Below are 16,500 nucleotides of genomic sequence, written 5' to 3' on the forward strand. Positions count from 1 at the left end.
TCCTTGACCGGAAGGTGGAAAGGTTCCCGGATCAGCATCGTCTGGCGAACTTGGTGTGGAAATAGATGTCACCCTGCGCGGGTGTAGCTCAGTTGGTTAGAGTGCCGGCCTGTCACGCCGGAGGTCGCGGGTTCGAGCCCCGTCACTCGCGCCACTTACCTGCTGGATGCAGGAAGTGGCGCAGACCGCGCAGAGAATCGGGCCGACGCACAAGGCACCGACCCTTTTCTCTAAATCTACAGATTATCGCCCACAATGTCAGGGGCCAGCGGGGATTGAGCGAGCCAGCGATAGGTGACGCCTGCAACCAGCGCGCCGATCATCGGTGCCAGCCAGAACAGCCATAATTGCTGCACCGCCAGCCCGCCGACCAGTAGCGCCGGACCCGTGCTGCGCGCCGGATTGACCGATGTGTTGGTCACTGGAATGCTGATCAGGTGGATGAGGGTCAGCGCCAGCCCGATCGCGATCGGCGCAAATCCCGCAGGCGCACGGCTGTCGGTCGATCCCAGGATGACCATAAGGAAGCCGAAGGTCAGCAGGATTTCGATCAGCAACCCGGCCGACAGCGCATAGCCACCGGGCGATTGGGCATCATAGCCATTCACCGCCAAGCCGGTGCCGGTCAGGGCATAACCCGGCTGGCCGCTCGCAATATAGAGCAGCACCGCCGCAGCGATCACCGCGCCGACCAGTTGCGCGACGATATAGGGCGCGATGTCGCGCACGGGAAGGCGCCCGCCCGCCCACAGCCCGACCGTCACTGCCGGATTGAGATGACAGCCCGAAATATGACCGACCGAATAGGCCATGGTCAGGACGGTCAGGCCAAAGGCCAGGCTAACGCCCAGCAGGCCGATCCCGACGTCGGGAAAGCCCGCAGCCAGCACGGCGCTGCCGCATCCGCCGAAGACGAGCCAGAATGTGCCGAATGTTTCGGCGAAGAGCCGTTTGCTCAAGGGAACCATCGCATCCTCCTGTCAGCATGTGCATCCGCCACCGGCCTGCAACCGCGCCTTGGCGGGGTGGCACCGCCCGGCAACGTCAGGAAAGGGTTCGACAGGGGCGTGGGCGTGCAACGCTCGGCGCGCGCTTGCAGGGCTGATGGCCGGCACATGGACATGGCTCGCCTCCCGTCGTCGGCAGCCGTTCGCAGCCCCGCTTTCAGGGCCGTCCGTTACGGTTACTCAACGGTTAGGGGATAACGGCAAATAAACGTCCTGTCACCGCTTATCCGCGACGCCAGCGGCCGGTTTCCATCCAGGCGAGCAGGCGCCGCAGTGGCAAGACCCAGATCCATATGATACCGAGCGCCAGATAGATGGGCACCTGCACCCACATCGGCAGCAGGCCGATCTGGCCCGACAGGCTGCCCACCATCACCGCCCACAGCGTGATCAGGCCGACGATCGCCAGCATCCCCACGGGCTTGCGCCAACTGGGCTGGTGATAATGGCGCGGGTCGATGCTCATGCGTCCGGTCCTTCGATCAGTTCCGCTTCGGTCAGGATGATGTCGAGCGGCAAGTCCCATGGGTCGGCGGGCACATCGTCCAGTTCCTGCGCCGACCAGGCAAGGCCGATGCGCAGCGCGTCGGGATAGCGGGCGAAGGCGCGATCATAATAGCCGCCGCCCTGGCCCAGCCGGTTGAGCGCGCGGTCGAACCCCACCAGCGGCGCGATGATCGCGTCGGGCGTCACGGGACCATCGCCCGGTTCTGGATGGCTGGTGCGGAAGGGGCCGGGGATGAGCGGGGCATCCGGCGTCCAGGGCAGGAAATCCATCGATCCCAGCCGGTCCAGCACGCGCGGCAGCGCCACCCGCTTGCCCATGGCAATCACCGGGGCCGCAAGGCGCTGCGCCGGGGCTTCATCGTCCAGCCCCATATAGAGGGCGACGGTGCGGGCATCGGCCAGACGCCGGGCGAGCGGGGAAGGCAGCACCTTGAACGCCAGTCGATGGGCGAGCGGATCAAGCGTGGCGACGAAGGCGCGCCGCTGATCGCGGGCGAGGGCGCGCAGGTCGGCTTTGTCGGCGCTGTCGCTATTCACTCAAATGTCTGCCTGGTCATTGCGGTGTTCCCCTGCGTCAAACAATCCTCCCCCTGTGGGGGAGGTGGATGGCCGTAGGCCAGCCGGAGGGGTGTCACCCCCTCGATAGGGTGACACCCCTCCGTCAGGGCTTCGCCCTGCCACCTCCCCTTCCAGGGGAGGATGGGCGTGTATCGAATAGGTCAGGGGCATCATCACCAAATCATTAAGCGCATTTGGCAGGGGTGACGGGACCACCTTGGCCGTGTGCTGGAAGATCCTCTGACGCCTCAACGTCAGGTGGGGACCATGTAGATCGGGCCGGAACCCGCCCAGGGACAGCCCCCTAGGATGTGCTTATCGCCTCAGGGATGTTCGCTAAAGCTCGTACCAGGCAGTACCCGTCATCCCCAATCTAGGCGTGCGGAGCGGGCGCGGCAAGTCTCTCGCGCAGCTTTTCTATCCGTGCCGCCAGCGCCTCGACCGCGTGCGCCGCATCGTCATCCTGCGTTTCCAGCGCCAGTCTCTCCTGCCGCCCGGCGACCTCGCGACGCAGGTCGGTCACCTCGTCGGCCAGGAAGAGCGCGGCGAACAGCAAATTGCGCACTTCGGTCATGCCCGGCATGCCCTGCTGCGCGGCGCGGGCCTTGCCATCGATCATCGCCGCGAGCTGCGCCAGATGCGCTTCCTCGCCATCGCGGCAGCGTATGTCATAGTGCCGTCCGGCAATGTGCAGCGTGGTTTCAGCCATGGGCCTTGGCCTTCAGGTCATCGATCAACTGATCGAGCGAACGCAGGGCTTCGCGGGCGGCGGGCAGGTCTATTTGCAGAGCGTCCGGCGGCGCAGGGGGCGGGATGGCCGCGACGAAATGGGTCACATCCTGTTCCAGCCGACCGATCGCCCGCTCCAGCGTGCCGATCGCCAGCATCATGCGCTCGCTTGCCATGGCCCAAGCATAGCCCGATTCGCGCGCCTACAAAAGCGGTCTTTGGGCCTAAGCGACGGGCATTGCGCCCCGCTATGGTTGACGCATGGGGCTTGACGCGACAAAGGAAGCGCGATCTCGACTCGTTCGCCCGCCCGCAAACGATCCGCCCTATTCGTTCAGGAAAGACGCCCGCCCATAATGACCGTCACTGATAAGTCGCTCGCCAACGCCATTCGCGCGCTTTCCATGGACGCGGTGCAGGCCGCCAATAGCGGTCATCCGGGGATGCCGATGGGTATGGCCGATGTCGCGACGGTGTTGTTCAGCGATTATCTGAAGTTCGACCCCACCCAGCCCAAATGGGCCGACCGCGACCGTTTCGTCCTGTCCGCCGGCCATGGCTCGATGCTGATCTACAGTCTGCTGCACCTGACCGGCTATGCGCGGCCGACGATCGAAGACATCGCCAATTTCCGCCAGTTGCATAGCCCCTGCGCCGGGCATCCTGAGAATTTCGAGCTGGCGGGCGTGGAAGCGACCACCGGTCCCCTGGGTTCGGGCCTTGCCACCGCCGTCGGCATGGCGATTGCTGAACGCCATCTGAACGCGCAGTTCGGCGACGATCTGGTCGATCACCGGACCTGGGTGATTGCGGGCGACGGCTGCCTGATGGAAGGCATCAACCATGAGGCGATCGGCCTCGCCGGCCACCTCAACCTTGGCCGCCTGATCGTGTTGTGGGATGATAATAAGATCACGATCGACGGCGCGGTCGATCTGTCGAGCAGCGAAGATGTGCGCGCGCGCTATGCCGCCACTGGCTGGCATGTCGTGTCGTGCGATGGTCATGACGTTGCCGATGTGCGCCGCGCGCTGGCCGAAGCGATTGCCGATCCGCGTCCCTCGCTCGTCGCCTGTGCGACCAAGATCGGCTATGGTTCGCCCAACAAGGCGGGCACGTCGGGCGTGCATGGCTCCGCGCTGGGCACGGACGAAGTCGCGGCCGCGCGCGAATTTTTGGGCTGGACCGCCGAGCCGTTCGTGATCCCCGAAGACATTGCCGCGGCCTGGAAGGCGATCGGCGCCAAGGGCGGCGAGGTGCGCACCGCATGGGAAGCCCGCCTCGCAAGTGACGAGAAGGGCGGCGAATTTGCGCGTCGCATGGGTGGCGACCTGCCTGCCGATTTTTCGCTTGAGGCTTATATCGATAGCCTGATCGCCGCGCCGCAGAAGGTCGCGACCCGCAAGGCCAGCGAACTGGCGCTGGGCGCGATCAACGACCTGTTGCCCGAAACGCTCGGCGGTTCGGCCGACCTGACCGGCTCGAACAATACCAAGACCAAGTCGACCGGCCCGCTGACCAGGGATGATTATGCGGGTCGCTATGTCTATTATGGCATCCGCGAATTCGGCATGGCCTGCGCGATGAACGGCATGGCGCTGCATGGCGGCGTGATCCCTTATGGCGGCACCTTCCTGGTCTTTTCCGACTATATGCGCGGTGGCATCCGCCTCGCCGCGTTGCAGCAGCAGCGCGTCATTCATGTGCTGACCCATGACAGCATCGGCCTTGGCGAAGATGGTCCGACCCATCAGCCGATCGAGCATGTCATGTCGCTGCGCATGATCCCCAACCTGGACGTCTATCGCCCGGCCGACATCGTCGAGACGGCGGAATGCTGGGAACTGGCGCTCAAGGACGCGACCGGCCCATCGGTGCTGGCGCTGACCCGCCAGAACCTGCCGCAGTTGCGCACCGAAAAGAGCGAGAATCTGTGCGCCAAGGGTGCCTATCGCCTGCGCGCCGCGACCGGCGATCGCCGCGTGGTCATCATGGCCACGGGGTCGGAAGTCGAGATCGCGGTCGACACCGCCAAGCTGCTGGAAGAGCAGGGCATCGGCGCCGACGTCGTGTCGATGCCGAGCTGGGCGCATTTCGAGGCGCAGCCGCAATCCTACAAGGATGAGGTGCTGCCCTATGATGTGCTGCGCGTGTCGATCGAGGCGGGGACGACCTTCGGCTGGGAACGGCATACCGGTATTGGTGGGCTGCGCTTTGGCATCGACAGCTTCGGCGCGTCCGCGCCGGCCGAAGCGCTGTACGACCATTTCGGCCTGACCGCCGTGAAGATCGCGCCGCAGATCGTGGCCGCGCTCGACAATTAATCGACAATCAACACCTTAAGGGAGGCTAGTGCAGTGGCAACGAAGGTAGCAATTAACGGTTTCGGACGTATCGGCCGCCTGGTGGCGCGCGCCATCCTCTCGCGCACCGACCATGACCTGGAACTGGTCAGCATCAACGATTTGGGCGATGCCAAGGCGAACGCGCTGCTGTTCAAGCGCGACTCAGTCCATGGCAATTGGAAGGGCGACGTCAGCGTCGATGGCGACTTCCTGGTCATCGACGGCAAGCGCATTGCCGTGACCGCCGAACGCGATCCTGCCAATCTGCCCCACGCGGCGCAGGGCGTCGAAATCGCGCTCGAATGCACCGGCATTTTCGCCGACAAGGGCAAGGCCAGCGCGCACCTGACTGCTGGTGCCAAGCGCGTCATCATCTCCGCGCCCGCGACCGGCGTCGACAAGACGATCGTGTTCGGCGTCAACCATGATGCGCTGACCGCCGACGACATCGTCATCTCGAACGCCAGCTGCACCACCAACTGTCTGGCCCCGCTCGCCAAGGTGCTGCACGATGCGATCGGCATCGAGCGCGGTTTCATGACGACGATCCACAGCTATACCAACGACCAGAACACGCTGGACCAGATCCACAAGGATATGCGCCGCGCCCGCGCCGCCGCCCTGTCGATGATCCCGACCACCACGGGCGCTGCCCGTGCCGTGGGTGAGGTTATGCCCGAACTCAAGGGCAAGCTGGACGGCTCGTCGGTTCGCGTGCCGACCCCGAATGTGTCGGTGGTTGATTTGAAGTTCGACGCCAAGCGCGCCACGAGCGTCGAGGAAGTCAACGCGCTGCTCAAGGCCGCTTCGGAAGCAGGGCCGCTCAAGGGCGTGTTGGGCTATTCCGACGAACCGCTGGTCTCGATCGACTATAATGGCGATCCGCGCAGCTCGACCGTCGACAGCCTGGAAACCGCCGTCATCGACGGCACGCTGGTCCGTGTGCTCAGCTGGTACGACAATGAATGGGGCTTCTCCAACCGCATGATCGACACCAGCGGCGTGGTGGCGAAGTTCCTGTAAGATACTGAGGGGGCAGGGTGACTTGCCCCCTTTTCGTCATCCCGGCGAACGCCGGGATCCCGCTTTTCTTCTCTTCGGCGATACAGGAAGAGTGATCCCAGCTTTCGCTGGGATGACGGATGCATCAGGAAGCCAACATGACCAAGCCGTTCAAGACACTCGACGATATGGGCGACATCAGCGGCAAGGCCGTGCTGGTGCGCGAAGACCTCAACGTGCCGATGCACGAAGGGTCGGTCAGCGACGACACGCGCCTGCGTTCGGCGATGCCGACCGTGCTGGAACTGGCCGATCGCGGCGTGAAGGTGCTGATCCTCGCCCATTTCGGTCGCCCCAAGGGCCAGAAGAACCCCGAATTTTCGCTGTCGAAGATCACCCGGCCCTTGAGCCAGGTTCTGGGCCGCGAAGTGCAGTTCATTCCCGATTGCGCTGGTCAGGCAGCGATCGATGGCATTGCGGTGATGCGCCCCGGCGACATTGCGATCCTGGAGAATACCCGTTTCCATGCGGGTGAAGAACAGAATGACCCCGCGCTGGCCGATGCGATGGCGGCGATCGCCGACATGTATGTCAACGACGCCTTCTCCGCCGCGCACCGCGCCCATGCCTCGACCGAGGGCATCGCCCACAAGCTGCCCGCCTTTGCCGGACGCGCGATGGAGCGCGAGCTGGATGCGTTACAGGCGGCGCTCGGCACGCCGGTCAAGCCGGTTGCAGCGGTCGTTGGCGGGGCCAAGGTCTCGACCAAGCTCGATGTGCTGAACCATCTCGTCACCAAGGTCGATCATCTGATCATCGGTGGCGGCATGGCCAATACCTTCCTGCACGCGCGCGGAGTCGATGTCGGCAAGTCGCTGTGCGAAAAGGATCTGGCCGACACGGCGGAGGCCATTTTCGACAAGGCGGAAGCGGCCGGTTGCACCATCCATCTGCCCTATGATGTGGTGGTGGCCAAGGAATTCGCCGCCAACCCGCCATCGGTGCGGACGTGCAACGTGCATGAAGTTGCGGCGGACGAGATGATCCTCGACGTCGGCCCGGCCGCTGTCGAGGCGCTCGCCGATGTGCTGAAAAATTGCCGGACATTGGTATGGAACGGCCCGCTCGGCGCGTTCGAGATCGCGCCGTTCGACACCGCCACGGTCGCGCTGGCACGGACGGCGGCGGCACTGACCAAGGAAGGCCAGTTGACGTCGGTCGCCGGTGGCGGCGATACCGTTGCCGCGCTCAACCATGCGGGCGCAGCGGCTGACTTCACGTTCGTTTCGACGGCGGGCGGCGCGTTCCTGGAATGGATGGAAGGCAAGGACTTGCCCGGCGTCAAGGCGCTGATGGCCTGACGACAGGCTGATAGCCAGCGCCCGCCCATGGAGAGGGGCGGGGCGCTGGCGCAGGATTGACCAGGTGCCGCCGAGGGGGCGGGGCCTCTATCATGAAGAAGGTATGTGCAGATGCTGGATCAGACCATGAAGCAGAAGATCGCCGACGGGGAGGGCTTCATCGCCGCGCTCGACCAGAGCGGTGGATCGACGCCCAAGGCGCTCAAGGGCTATGGCATCGAAGAGGGTGCCTGGGCCAATGACGAGGAAATGTTCGGCCTGATCCACGCGATGCGCAGCCGCATCATCACCTCGCCCGTATTCACCGGCGACAAGGTGCTGGGCGCGATCCTGTTCGAGCGCACCATGGACGGGACCGTCGATGGCAAGCCGACCCCGCAGGCGTTGATCGACAAGGGCGTCGTGCCCTTCATCAAGATCGACAAGGGGCTGGAAGACGAAGCCAATGGCGTCCAGTTGATGAAGCCGAACCCCGATCTCGATGTGCTGCTGCACCGCGCCAAGGCGCTGGGCGTATTCGGCACCAAGGAGCGTTCGGTCGTCAACCTCGCCAACCGCGAAGGCATCGCCGCCGTCGTCAAGCAGCAGTTCGAAACCGGGCAGCAGGTGTTGGCCGCCGGGCTGATGCCGATCATCGAGCCCGAAGTGAGCATCAAGTCGCCCGAACGCGCCGAAGCCGACGCGATCCTGCTCGACGAACTGGTCAAGGCGCTCGACGCGCTGCCGGAAGACCAGCAGGTGATGCTGAAATTGTCGCTGCCGACCAAGGCTGGCCTGTTCGATCCGCTGGTCGATCATCCCCGCGTGCTGCGCGTCGTCGCGCTGTCGGGTGGCTTTGCCCGTCCCGAAGCCTGCGTCGAACTGGCCAAGAATCGTGGCATCATCGCCAGCTTCAGCCGCGCGCTGCTCAACGACCTGCGCCACCAGATGAGCGATGATGAGTTCAACGCGGCGCTCGGCGAAGCGATCGACGAAATCCACGGCGCATCGGTCGCCAAGACGCCGGTTACGGCCTGAACCGGATCGGCCGGGCGGGCTTTGCGCCTGCCCGGCACCCCTTCCCCGGATCGGCGGGATCGGTTAGGGCATCGGCCATGACCGATTTTACCGATGAAGAACTGGCGCTCGATCCGCATTTTGCCGATCAGTTCCAGACGGGCTTTCGCCCCGCTTGCCAACTTTACCTGATCTCGCCCCCCGCGATCGACGCGGATTTTGCGCCGCGCCTGGCGCAAGCGTTGGAAGGCGGCAAGGTTGCGGCATTTCAGTTGCGGCTCAAGGGGCTGGACGATCACGCCATCGCCGCGCTCGCGCCGCCGCTGCAGGCGATCTGCGCCGAGCATGAAGTTGCCTTCATCGTCAACGACAGCATTGGCCTCGCCAAGCGGTTAGGCGCGGATGGCGTGCATCTGGGGCAGGAGGATGGCGACCCGCGCGATGCACGCAAGCAGCTTGGTCCGAATGTCCAGATCGGTGTGACCTGTCATGACAGCCGTCACCTGGCGATGGAAGCGGGCGAGGCGGGGGCCGACTATGTCGCCTTTGGCGCATTTTTTCCGACCACGACTAAGGAAACGCAGCATCGTGCCGAACCCTCGATCCTGGGCTGGTGGACGACTTTGTTCGAACTGCCCTGCGTCGCGATCGGCGGCGTGACGGCGGAGAATGCCGGGCCGCTGGTGATGGCGGGCGCGGATTTCCTGGCGGTCAGCAGCGCGGTATGGGATCATCCCGAAGGCCCGAAGGCGGGCGTCGCCGCGTTCGCCGAGGTGCTGGCGAGCAAGCCCCCGCCGCCGCGTTGAGCCGCGTCGGTCCAAATCCACGCCCAACGCAGCTTTCCGCGCCATCATGCGTTTCTCGCCCATAGTCCGGGAGAGAATTGCCTTGAACCACCACCGCCTGTTGCCTCGCCATATGCTTTTGCTCTCCGCGCTGTTGTGCAGTGCGTGCAATGTGTCCGTCACCGACGCCAATGACAGCGCGCCAGCGGCCAACACTACCGCGCCGGTCAACGGCACGGCCGCAGCACCGGCTGCTGCTAACGAAGCCTATGATTTTCAGGTCGTAAGGGAGCAGAATGCCTGGCAGGCCGACCGCATATTCCAGGCGCAGGTTCAGCTCGACCGCTGGGGCTTCTCGCCCGGCGTACTGGATGGCAAGGATGGCATGTCGTTCAAGGCCGCCCTTCGTGGGTTTCAGGAAGCGAACAAACTGGCGGTGACGGGCGACTATGACCAGAAGACTGCGATCGCGCTGTTGGAAGGCGAAGCGCGGCCGACCACCTGGCTGGTGCGCATTCCTGCCGACTTTGCGCGTGGTCCTTTTTTCGACATGCCCAAGGGGATGAACGAAAAGGCGGGGCTTCCGGCGCTCACCTACCGTAATTTGCTCGAAAAGCTCGCCGAGCGTTTCCACACCACGCCGGAGTTCCTCGTGTCAATCAATGCGCCGGGCACGAAGGTCGGGGCCGGGACCACCATCCGCGTGCCCGCGATCGAGAATCAGCCGGTTGCGCAGATCGAGGGTGACGAACGCGGCTGGGGCGCGACGCTCGCCAGCCTTGGCGTCGCGAAGGACCAGCCGCAGGCCGACCATGTCGTCGTCGACAAGTCCGAAGGGCTGCTCAAAGTATATGCCGCCGACAATCGCCTGATCGCGCAATTCCCCGCCACCATGGGGTCGCAATATGACCCGCTGCCGCTGGGCGAATGGACGATCAAGGGCGTCAGCCGCAACCCCGACTATCATTATAACCCTGCGCTCTTCTGGGACGCTGGGGCAAAGGATGAGAAGGCGGTGTTGAAACCCGGCCCCAACGGCCCGGTCGGCGTCGTGTGGATCGACCTGTCCAAGGATCATTATGGCATCCACGGCACGCCCGAACCCCAGACGATCGGCCGCAGCGAAAGCCATGGCTGTGTCCGGCTGACCAACTGGGATGCGGCGCGGCTGGCGCAGATGGTCAAGCCGGGGACCAAAGCGAAGTTCCAGGCGTAAGGCCATGCCGACGACCTTTCCATGGCGTCGGTGGCTTTGGGGCGCGGGGGCGGTCGTGCTGTGCGTCGCCTTCGCGCACTATTGCGTGCAGATCGTCCCAGCCGATGCGCCGCTGCCCGCTGATAAAGCTCCTGCTGCCAAGTCGGCATCGGGCGCGCTGCTGATCCCGGTCGAAGGCGTGCCCGCGTCGGCGTTGACCGACACCTTCACCCAGGCCCGCGCTTTGGGCGAAAGATCGCATGACGCTATCGACATTATGGCGGCGCGGGGCAGGGCGGTGCTGGCTGTTGCCGATGGCCGGATCGATAAAATCCATTGGAGCGAAGAGGGCGGGCGCACCGTCTATCAGCGCGCGCCCGATGGACGCACACTCTATTATTACGCGCATCTCGATCGCTACGCGCCGGGGCTGCGCGAAGGACAGATGGTGCGGCGTGGCCAGCGGATCGCGACCGTGGGCAGCACCGGCAATGCCGACCCAGGCGCGCCGCACCTGCATTTCGCCATCCACCGAGCCAGCCCGAACACGCCTTGGCACGGCGGCAACCCTATCAATCCCTATCCGTTGCTGGCCAAGCCCTGATCCGCTCTGATCGCCCTCTTGCCCTTCGCGCCGTCCCGCTGTAAACGGCCGCCCAGCCTCCCGCGAGGCCGGCTCTTTCACTCTTGGACATATAGGCAGGCTCTTCCCATGAAGATCAGCGGCGTGGACATTCGTCCCGGCAACAATATCGAATATGAGGGCGGCCTGTGGCGCGCTGTCAAGATTCAGCACACCCAGCCCGGCAAGGGCGGCGCCTATATGCAGGTGGAGTTGAAGAACCTCATCGACGGCCGCAAGAACAACGTCCGCTTCCGCTCCGCCGAAAGCGTCGAGCGTATCCGGCTCGATACCAAGGATTTCCAATATCTCTATGCCGAAGGCGACATGCTCGTCTTCATGGACAATGAGACCTATGAGCAGATCAACCTGCCCAAGGAACTACTCGGCGACGCCGCCGACTTCCTGCAGGATGGCATGGAAGTGACGCTGGAAATGTATGAGGAACGGCCGATTTCGGTGCAGTTGCCCGACACCATCGAAGCGACGGTTGTGGAAGCCGACGCCGTGGTCAAGGGCCAGACCGCCTCGGCCAGCTACAAGCCCGCGATCCTCGACAATGGCGTCCGCGTCATGGTCCCCCCGCATATCGTCAGCGGCACCCGCATCGTCGTCGATGTGTACGCCCGCGAATATGTAAAGCGCGCGGACTGATGACCGACAAGCGGTTCCAGGCTCAGATGAAGGAGGTTATCAATCGAAACCTCCTTGTTTCTGAGCTGATCCGCCTTGGATACAACGCTTATCTTCCAGTCTATGATCGTGGTGTCGATCTTATTGCGTATCGAAATGATGGCGCATCTATCGTTCCCATTCAGTTGAAGGGAAGATGGATGATCGACAAGAAATACATTGCCCAAAATGTATGGATGGCATTTCCGGAAGATGGTGACTGGTATCTAGCGCCGCATGATGACATGGTCCGCATCGGTGAGGAAATGGGCTATTGTGCCACACCCTCTTGGAATGATGGCGGTGCCTACAGTTGTCCGAGTTTTAGCAAAAAATTGAGTTTGGCGATGGCGTCATGGCGCTTGTGTTCGGCTCATTCAGTAGCAATCGAGAGTTAGTAATGGCATCCCATTCAGGCCTTCTCACCGTCATGGAACGCGCCGCGCGCAAGGCGGGCGGCAAGCTGCGTCGCGACTTCGGCGAGGTCGAGCATCTTCAGGTGTCCCGCAAGGGACCGGCCGACTTCGTGTCGAAGGCGGACGAGCAAGCGGAAAAAACGCTGGTCGAGGAATTGCAGCGCGCCCGGCCCGACTGGGGCTTCCTGCTCGAAGAAGGCGGCGTGATCGAGGGCGACCCGACCAAGCCGCGCTGGATCATCGACCCGCTCGATGGCACCACCAATTTCCTGCACGGCATCCCGCATTTCGCCATCTCGATCGCGGTCGAGGAGCCGCTTTATGGCGGCAAGCGCGAGATTACGACCGGTTTGATCTATCAGCCCTTCACCGACGAGAGCTATTGGGCAGAAAAGAATCGCGGCGCGTGGCGCCATGACCAGCGGCTACGCGTCTCGGCGCGTCGTGACTTGGCCGACTGCGTCATAGCCACCGGCATTCCCTTCATGGGCCATGGCGACATGGGGCAGTGGGTGCGTATCTTCGGCGCGGTCGCGCCGTCGATTGCGGGCATCCGCCGTTTCGGGGCCGCCTCGCTCGATCTCGCCCATGTGGCGTCGGGCCGCTATGACGGCTTCTGGGAAAGCGGCCTGCAACCCTGGGACGTGGCAGCCGGCATGCTGCTGGTGCGCGAAGCGGGCGGTTTCGTCAGCGATTTTCGCGGTGGCGAGCAGATGATCGAGCGCCGCGAAGTGATTGCGGGTAATGACGCCATCCACAGCAAATTGCACAAGCTGGTGGCAAACGCCCTGCGCTAAGGTGCAGCTAGGCCAAGGGCTTCAAGCACTTGGCCTTTTTGCGATTCATTCTCACAGCCTTGGCCCCTTGCTTCGCATATGCAGCAGGCCTAAAGCGCCCCGACAACCTTTTCGCCCAGGGGATACCATTGGTCGATCTTGCCCAATATCTGCCGATCCTGCTCTTTTTGGGGATCGCTTTGCTGCTGTCCGGCACGTTCGTTTTCCTGCCGATGCTGGTCGGTCGCCTGACCGGCGCGCATAAGCCGGACCCGGCCAAGCTCAGCGAATATGAATGCGGCTTTCCCGCTTTCGAAGAGCCGCGCAGCCAATATGACGTGCGCTTCTATCTGGTGGCGATCCTCTTCATCATCTTCGATCTTGAAGCGGCATTCCTGTTTCCTTGGGCGGTGAGCCTCGACCAGATCGGCTGGGCCGGATGGGCGACGATGATGATTTTCATAGCGGAACTGGTGCTCGGTCTCGTCTATGCGTGGAAGAAGGGAGCGCTCGATTGGGAGTAGAACTCTATAACCCGGCGCCCGGCACCTTGCCGCCCGTCGGGACTCAGCCCGATCAGGATTTCTTCAACTCGCTCAACAGCGAAGTGAATGACAAGGGCTTCCTCGTCACCTCGACGGAGGATCTGTTCACTTGGGCGCGTACCGGTTCGCTGTGGTGGATGACGTTCGGTCTCGCTTGCTGCGCGGTCGAGATGATCCACGTCAACATGCCGCGTTACGACATGGAGCGTTTCGGCGCTGCGCCGCGCGCCTCGCCGCGGCAGAGCGACGTGATGATCGTCGCGGGAACGCTGTGCAACAAGATGGCTCCTGCGTTGCGCAAAGTTTACGATCAGATGTCTGAACCGAAATATGTCATTTCCATGGGCAGCTGTGCCAATGGTGGGGGCTATTATCATTACAGCTATTCTGTAGTGCGCGGGTGCGACCGGATCGTGCCGGTCGACATCTATGTACCGGGTTGCCCGCCGACTGCCGAAGCGCTGCTCTATGGCGTGATGCAGTTGCAGCGGAAGATCCGCCGGATCGGGACGATTGAACGGTAATGACAGGCATGACGTCTCTTTTCCACCGTTCGTTTCGAGCGAAGTCGAGAAACCTGTTCCTGGCACAGTGCGAGCGTATCTCGACTGCGCTCGATACGAACGGAGGTCTGTAATGGGCCATTCCGCACCCCGGATCGCGAGCATCGATGGGATCGCGCAGGAAATCGAGGCCCTGCTGGGTTCGATGCTGATCGAAACCGTCGATCATGCCGATGAACTGACCTTCACCGTGTTGCGCGACGCGCTGCCGCAGGCGCTGACGCTATTGCGGGATCAGGCGCAGTATCAGCAGCTGATGGAGATTGCGGGCGTTGATTATACCGACCGTCCCGAACGGTTCGAGGTCGTCTATCACTTGCTATCCGTGACCCGGAACCATCGCGTACGCGTGAAGGTGTCGACGGACGAGGATATGCCGGTGCCGACCGTCACGCACCTCTGGCCGGTCGCCGGCTGGTTGGAGCGCGAAGTGTTCGACATGTATGGCGTCGTGTTCGACGGCAATAACGACCTGCGCCGCATTCTGACCGATTACGGGTTCAAGGGGCATCCGCAGCGCAAGGACTTCCCGCTGACCGGCTATGTCGAATTGCGCTATTCCGAGGAAGATAAGCGCGTCGTCTATGAGCCAGTGAAGCTGGCGCAGGATTTCCGCAGCTTCGACTTCATGTCGCCGTGGGAAGGCGCGGAATATATATTGCCCGGCGACGAAAAGGCGCCACAGGCCCCCGGCGCGCCGACGCCCGCACCCGCTGCCCCGCCGCCGCCTGCTGCGCCCAAGGGCGATCCGGCAGCGTCGACGCCCAAGACGACCGAAAAGGCATCCGACACCGGCGCTGGCGCAGCGGCGAACAAGGCGGCGGAAACCAAGTCCGCCGACGCGCCGACCAAGGCGGCTTCGGCCACCGATGAAGGCGAAGGCGTCGCCAAGCCGGAGGATAAGGCATGAGCGCCGCTACCACCGTCGTCATCCCAGCGAAGGCTGGGATCTCCCTTTTCTTGAGCGCTGCGCCAAAGGCCAGTGAGACCCCAGCGTTCGCTGGGGTGACGGGGATGTATCATGGCTGATTATCTCGACGAACTGGAGCATCGCACCGATGCGTCGGACCCGACTTACGGCGATACCGAAATCCAGAACTACACGATCAATTTCGGGCCGCAGCATCCCGCGGCGCACGGCGTTCTCCGCCTCGTCATGGAACTGGAAGGCGAGATCGTCGAACGCTGCGACCCCCATGTGGGCCTGCTGCATCGCGGCACCGAAAAGCTGATCGAATATAAGACCTATCTCCAGGCGCTGCCCTATTTCGACCGGCTCGATTATTGCTCGCCCCTCGGCATGGAGCATAGCTATGTGCTGGCGATCGAGAAGCTGCTGAACCTGGAAGTGCCTCTGCGCGCGCAATATCTGCGCGTGTTCTTCGCGGAGCTGACCCGCATATGCAATCATATGCTGAACCTCGGCTCGCACGTCATGGACGTCGGCGCGATGACGCCGAACCTGTGGATGTTCGAAATCCGCGAGGACTGCCTTAACTTCTTCGAGCGCGCGTCGGGTGCGCGGATGCACAGCGCCTATTTCCGTCCCGGCGGCGTGCATCAGGATGTGCCGCTCAAGCTGCTGACCGACATTGCCGACTGGCTCGACACCCGCCTGCCGCGCCTGTTCGAGGATGCGATCAGCCTTGTCGCCGACAACCGCATCTTCAAGCAGCGCAATGTCGACATCGCCGTGGTCAGCAAGGAAGACGCGCTGAAATGGGGCTTTTCTGGTCCCATGATCCGCGGCTCCGGCATCCCCTGGGACATCCGCAAGTCGCAGCCTTATGACGTCTATGATCGCGTCGATTTCGACGTGCCCGTCGGCACCAATTTCGACTGCTATGACCGGTTCATGGTCCGCGTCGAAGAGGTCCGCCAGTCCGCGCGCATCATGAAACAGTGCCTCAATGACATGCCCGAAGGCCCGATCGCCAGTTTCGACCGCAAGGTCTCGCCGCCCAAGCGTGGCGAGATGAAGCGGTCGATGGAAGCGCTGATCCATCACTTCAAGCTGTATACCGAGGGCTTCCACGTTCCGGCGGGCGAAGTCTATGTCGCGACCGAAAGCCCCAAGGGCGAATTCGGCGTCTATCTGGTCGCGGACGGCAGCAACAAACCCTATCGCTGCAAGATCCGCCCGACCGCTTTCTCGCACCTGCAGGCGATGGACTTCATGATGAAGGGCCACATGCTCGCCGACACCACCGCCGTGCTGGGCGCGATGGACATCGTGTTCGGGGAGTGTGACCGGTGACGCGAGTTTGGACTCCTTTGGAAGCCAATCGTGCAGTCTTGGTCGCAATATTGGTTGTTTTGATTGCAGCAACGAATTTGTCTAATGGCCTTACACAGATCCGTGTGATGGCTAGTGGACTTGCTTTCTTAGTTGCAGTCTTCCTGGCGATTAAGATCGTTGAG

19 protein-coding genes and 1 tRNA gene are annotated in these 16,500 nt (G+C 63.0%); 15 read left to right on the forward strand and 5 right to left on the reverse strand.

The window, feature by feature from the left end:
- Window positions 1-77: 77 nt before the first annotated feature.
- Window positions 78-154, forward strand: a tRNA-Asp gene (locus IL54_RS05815).
- A gap of 82 nt (window positions 155-236) precedes the next feature.
- On the opposite strand, the gene aqpZ is transcribed toward IL54_RS05815, so the two are convergent.
- From aqpZ to IL54_RS05840, 5 genes are all read right to left on the reverse strand, one after another.
- Entirely contained in the window at window positions 237-968 is a 732-nt protein-coding gene (gene aqpZ / locus IL54_RS05820) for an aquaporin Z (protein WP_037473916.1), read from the reverse strand.
- Between the two features lie 262 nt (window positions 969-1,230).
- The gene (locus IL54_RS05825) at window positions 1,231-1,473 is read right to left on the reverse strand and encodes a DUF2842 domain-containing protein (protein ID WP_037473918.1); all 243 of its coding nucleotides are present in this window, start codon (window positions 1,471-1,473) and stop codon (window positions 1,231-1,233) included.
- Window positions 1,470-2,051, reverse strand: coding sequence for a 5-formyltetrahydrofolate cyclo-ligase (locus tag IL54_RS05830; RefSeq protein ID WP_037473921.1), 582 nt, complete (start codon window positions 2,049-2,051; stop codon window positions 1,470-1,472). The genes IL54_RS05825 and IL54_RS05830 overlap by 4 nt, the downstream gene beginning before the upstream one ends.
- Window positions 2,052-2,445: 394 nt before the next feature.
- Window positions 2,446-2,781 (reverse strand): cell division protein ZapA, encoded by a 336-nt coding sequence (locus tag IL54_RS05835; protein WP_037473923.1) that lies wholly within the window; start codon window positions 2,779-2,781, stop codon window positions 2,446-2,448.
- Entirely contained in the window at window positions 2,774-2,977 is a 204-nt protein-coding gene (locus IL54_RS05840) for a hypothetical protein (RefSeq protein WP_237748791.1), read from the reverse strand. The genes IL54_RS05835 and IL54_RS05840 overlap by 8 nt, the downstream gene beginning before the upstream one ends.
- 180 nt (window positions 2,978-3,157) lie before the next feature.
- Here IL54_RS05840 and tkt point away from each other — a divergent pair, with 180 nt between their 5' ends.
- From tkt to IL54_RS05910, 14 genes are all read left to right on the forward strand, one after another.
- On the forward strand, window positions 3,158-5,125 hold the full coding sequence (gene tkt, locus IL54_RS05845) for a transketolase (RefSeq protein ID WP_037473925.1): 1,968 nt from the start codon (window positions 3,158-3,160) through the stop codon (window positions 5,123-5,125).
- Window positions 5,126-5,158: 33 nt separating this feature from the next.
- On the forward strand, window positions 5,159-6,169 hold the full coding sequence (gap, locus tag IL54_RS05850; protein WP_037473927.1) for a type I glyceraldehyde-3-phosphate dehydrogenase: 1,011 nt from the start codon (window positions 5,159-5,161) through the stop codon (window positions 6,167-6,169).
- Window positions 6,170-6,306: 137 nt separating this feature from the next.
- Complete coding sequence (locus IL54_RS05855) at window positions 6,307-7,509, forward strand: phosphoglycerate kinase (RefSeq protein WP_037477906.1); 1,203 nt, start codon at window positions 6,307-6,309, stop codon at window positions 7,507-7,509.
- Between the two features lie 111 nt (window positions 7,510-7,620).
- Complete coding sequence (locus IL54_RS05860) at window positions 7,621-8,526, forward strand: fructose bisphosphate aldolase (RefSeq protein WP_037473930.1); 906 nt, start codon at window positions 7,621-7,623, stop codon at window positions 8,524-8,526.
- A gap of 77 nt (window positions 8,527-8,603) precedes the next feature.
- Window positions 8,604-9,311, forward strand: coding sequence for a thiamine phosphate synthase (thiE, locus tag IL54_RS05865; protein ID WP_037473934.1), 708 nt, complete (start codon window positions 8,604-8,606; stop codon window positions 9,309-9,311).
- Window positions 9,312-9,423: 112 nt separating this feature from the next.
- Window positions 9,424-10,506 (forward strand): L,D-transpeptidase family protein, encoded by a 1,083-nt coding sequence (locus tag IL54_RS05870; RefSeq protein WP_037473936.1) that lies wholly within the window; start codon window positions 9,424-9,426, stop codon window positions 10,504-10,506.
- A 4-nt stretch (window positions 10,507-10,510) separates the two neighbouring features.
- Window positions 10,511-11,089, forward strand: coding sequence for a M23 family metallopeptidase (locus IL54_RS05875; protein ID WP_037473938.1), 579 nt, complete (start codon window positions 10,511-10,513; stop codon window positions 11,087-11,089).
- Between the two features lie 108 nt (window positions 11,090-11,197).
- Window positions 11,198-11,761, forward strand: coding sequence for an elongation factor P (efp, locus tag IL54_RS05880; RefSeq protein WP_037473941.1), 564 nt, complete (start codon window positions 11,198-11,200; stop codon window positions 11,759-11,761).
- Entirely contained in the window at window positions 11,761-12,177 is a 417-nt protein-coding gene (locus IL54_RS05885) for a hypothetical protein (protein ID WP_037473942.1), read from the forward strand. Before efp ends, IL54_RS05885 begins: the two co-directional genes overlap by 1 nt.
- A 2-nt stretch (window positions 12,178-12,179) precedes the next feature.
- The gene (locus IL54_RS05890; protein ID WP_037473944.1) at window positions 12,180-12,992 is read left to right on the forward strand and encodes an inositol monophosphatase family protein; all 813 of its coding nucleotides are present in this window, start codon (window positions 12,180-12,182) and stop codon (window positions 12,990-12,992) included.
- A gap of 128 nt (window positions 12,993-13,120) precedes the next feature.
- On the forward strand, window positions 13,121-13,495 hold the full coding sequence (ndhC, locus tag IL54_RS05895; RefSeq protein WP_037473947.1) for an NADH-quinone oxidoreductase subunit A: 375 nt from the start codon (window positions 13,121-13,123) through the stop codon (window positions 13,493-13,495).
- Window positions 13,486-14,040 carry a NuoB/complex I 20 kDa subunit family protein gene (locus IL54_RS05900; protein WP_037473949.1) on the forward strand — a complete coding sequence of 185 codons (555 nt, stop codon included), beginning with the start codon at window positions 13,486-13,488 and terminating at the stop codon, window positions 14,038-14,040. The genes ndhC and IL54_RS05900 overlap by 10 nt, the downstream gene beginning before the upstream one ends.
- Window positions 14,041-14,152: 112 nt before the next feature.
- Window positions 14,153-14,989 (forward strand): NADH-quinone oxidoreductase subunit C, encoded by an 837-nt coding sequence (locus tag IL54_RS05905; protein ID WP_037473951.1) that lies wholly within the window; start codon window positions 14,153-14,155, stop codon window positions 14,987-14,989.
- 111 nt (window positions 14,990-15,100) lie between these two features.
- Window positions 15,101-16,336 (forward strand): NADH-quinone oxidoreductase subunit D, encoded by a 1,236-nt coding sequence (locus tag IL54_RS05910; RefSeq protein ID WP_037473953.1) that lies wholly within the window; start codon window positions 15,101-15,103, stop codon window positions 16,334-16,336.
- The last annotated feature ends 164 nt before the right edge of the window (window positions 16,337-16,500 follow it).

Origin of the sequence: Sphingobium sp. ba1, from assembly GCF_000743655.1 — a bacterium.
Taxonomy (GTDB): Bacteria; Pseudomonadota; Alphaproteobacteria; order Sphingomonadales; family Sphingomonadaceae; genus Sphingobium.

Coding starts and splice junctions, on each gene's coding strand:
- aqpZ (WP_037473916.1), bottom strand. CDS start 968: ATGGTTCCCTTGAGCAAACGGCTCTTCGCCGAAACATTCGGCACATTC.
- IL54_RS05825 (WP_037473918.1), bottom strand. CDS start 1,473: ATGAGCATCGACCCGCGCCATTATCACCAGCCCAGTTGGCGCAAGCCC.
- IL54_RS05835 (WP_037473923.1), bottom strand. CDS start 2,781: ATGGCTGAAACCACGCTGCACATTGCCGGACGGCACTATGACATACGC.
- IL54_RS05840 (WP_237748791.1), bottom strand. CDS start 2,977: ATGGCAAGCGAGCGCATGATGCTGGCGATCGGCACGCTGGAGCGGGCG.
- tkt (WP_037473925.1), top strand. CDS start 3,158: ATGACCGTCACTGATAAGTCGCTCGCCAACGCCATTCGCGCGCTTTCC.
- IL54_RS05855 (WP_037477906.1), top strand. CDS start 6,307: ATGACCAAGCCGTTCAAGACACTCGACGATATGGGCGACATCAGCGGC.
- IL54_RS05860 (WP_037473930.1), top strand. CDS start 7,621: ATGCTGGATCAGACCATGAAGCAGAAGATCGCCGACGGGGAGGGCTTC.
- thiE (WP_037473934.1), top strand. CDS start 8,604: ATGACCGATTTTACCGATGAAGAACTGGCGCTCGATCCGCATTTTGCC.
- IL54_RS05870 (WP_037473936.1), top strand. CDS start 9,424: ATGCTTTTGCTCTCCGCGCTGTTGTGCAGTGCGTGCAATGTGTCCGTC.
- IL54_RS05875 (WP_037473938.1), top strand. CDS start 10,511: ATGCCGACGACCTTTCCATGGCGTCGGTGGCTTTGGGGCGCGGGGGCG.
- efp (WP_037473941.1), top strand. CDS start 11,198: ATGAAGATCAGCGGCGTGGACATTCGTCCCGGCAACAATATCGAATAT.
- IL54_RS05885 (WP_037473942.1), top strand. CDS start 11,761: ATGACCGACAAGCGGTTCCAGGCTCAGATGAAGGAGGTTATCAATCGA.
- IL54_RS05890 (WP_037473944.1), top strand. CDS start 12,180: ATGGCATCCCATTCAGGCCTTCTCACCGTCATGGAACGCGCCGCGCGC.
- IL54_RS05905 (WP_037473951.1), top strand. CDS start 14,153: ATGGGCCATTCCGCACCCCGGATCGCGAGCATCGATGGGATCGCGCAG.
- IL54_RS05910 (WP_037473953.1), top strand. CDS start 15,101: ATGGCTGATTATCTCGACGAACTGGAGCATCGCACCGATGCGTCGGAC.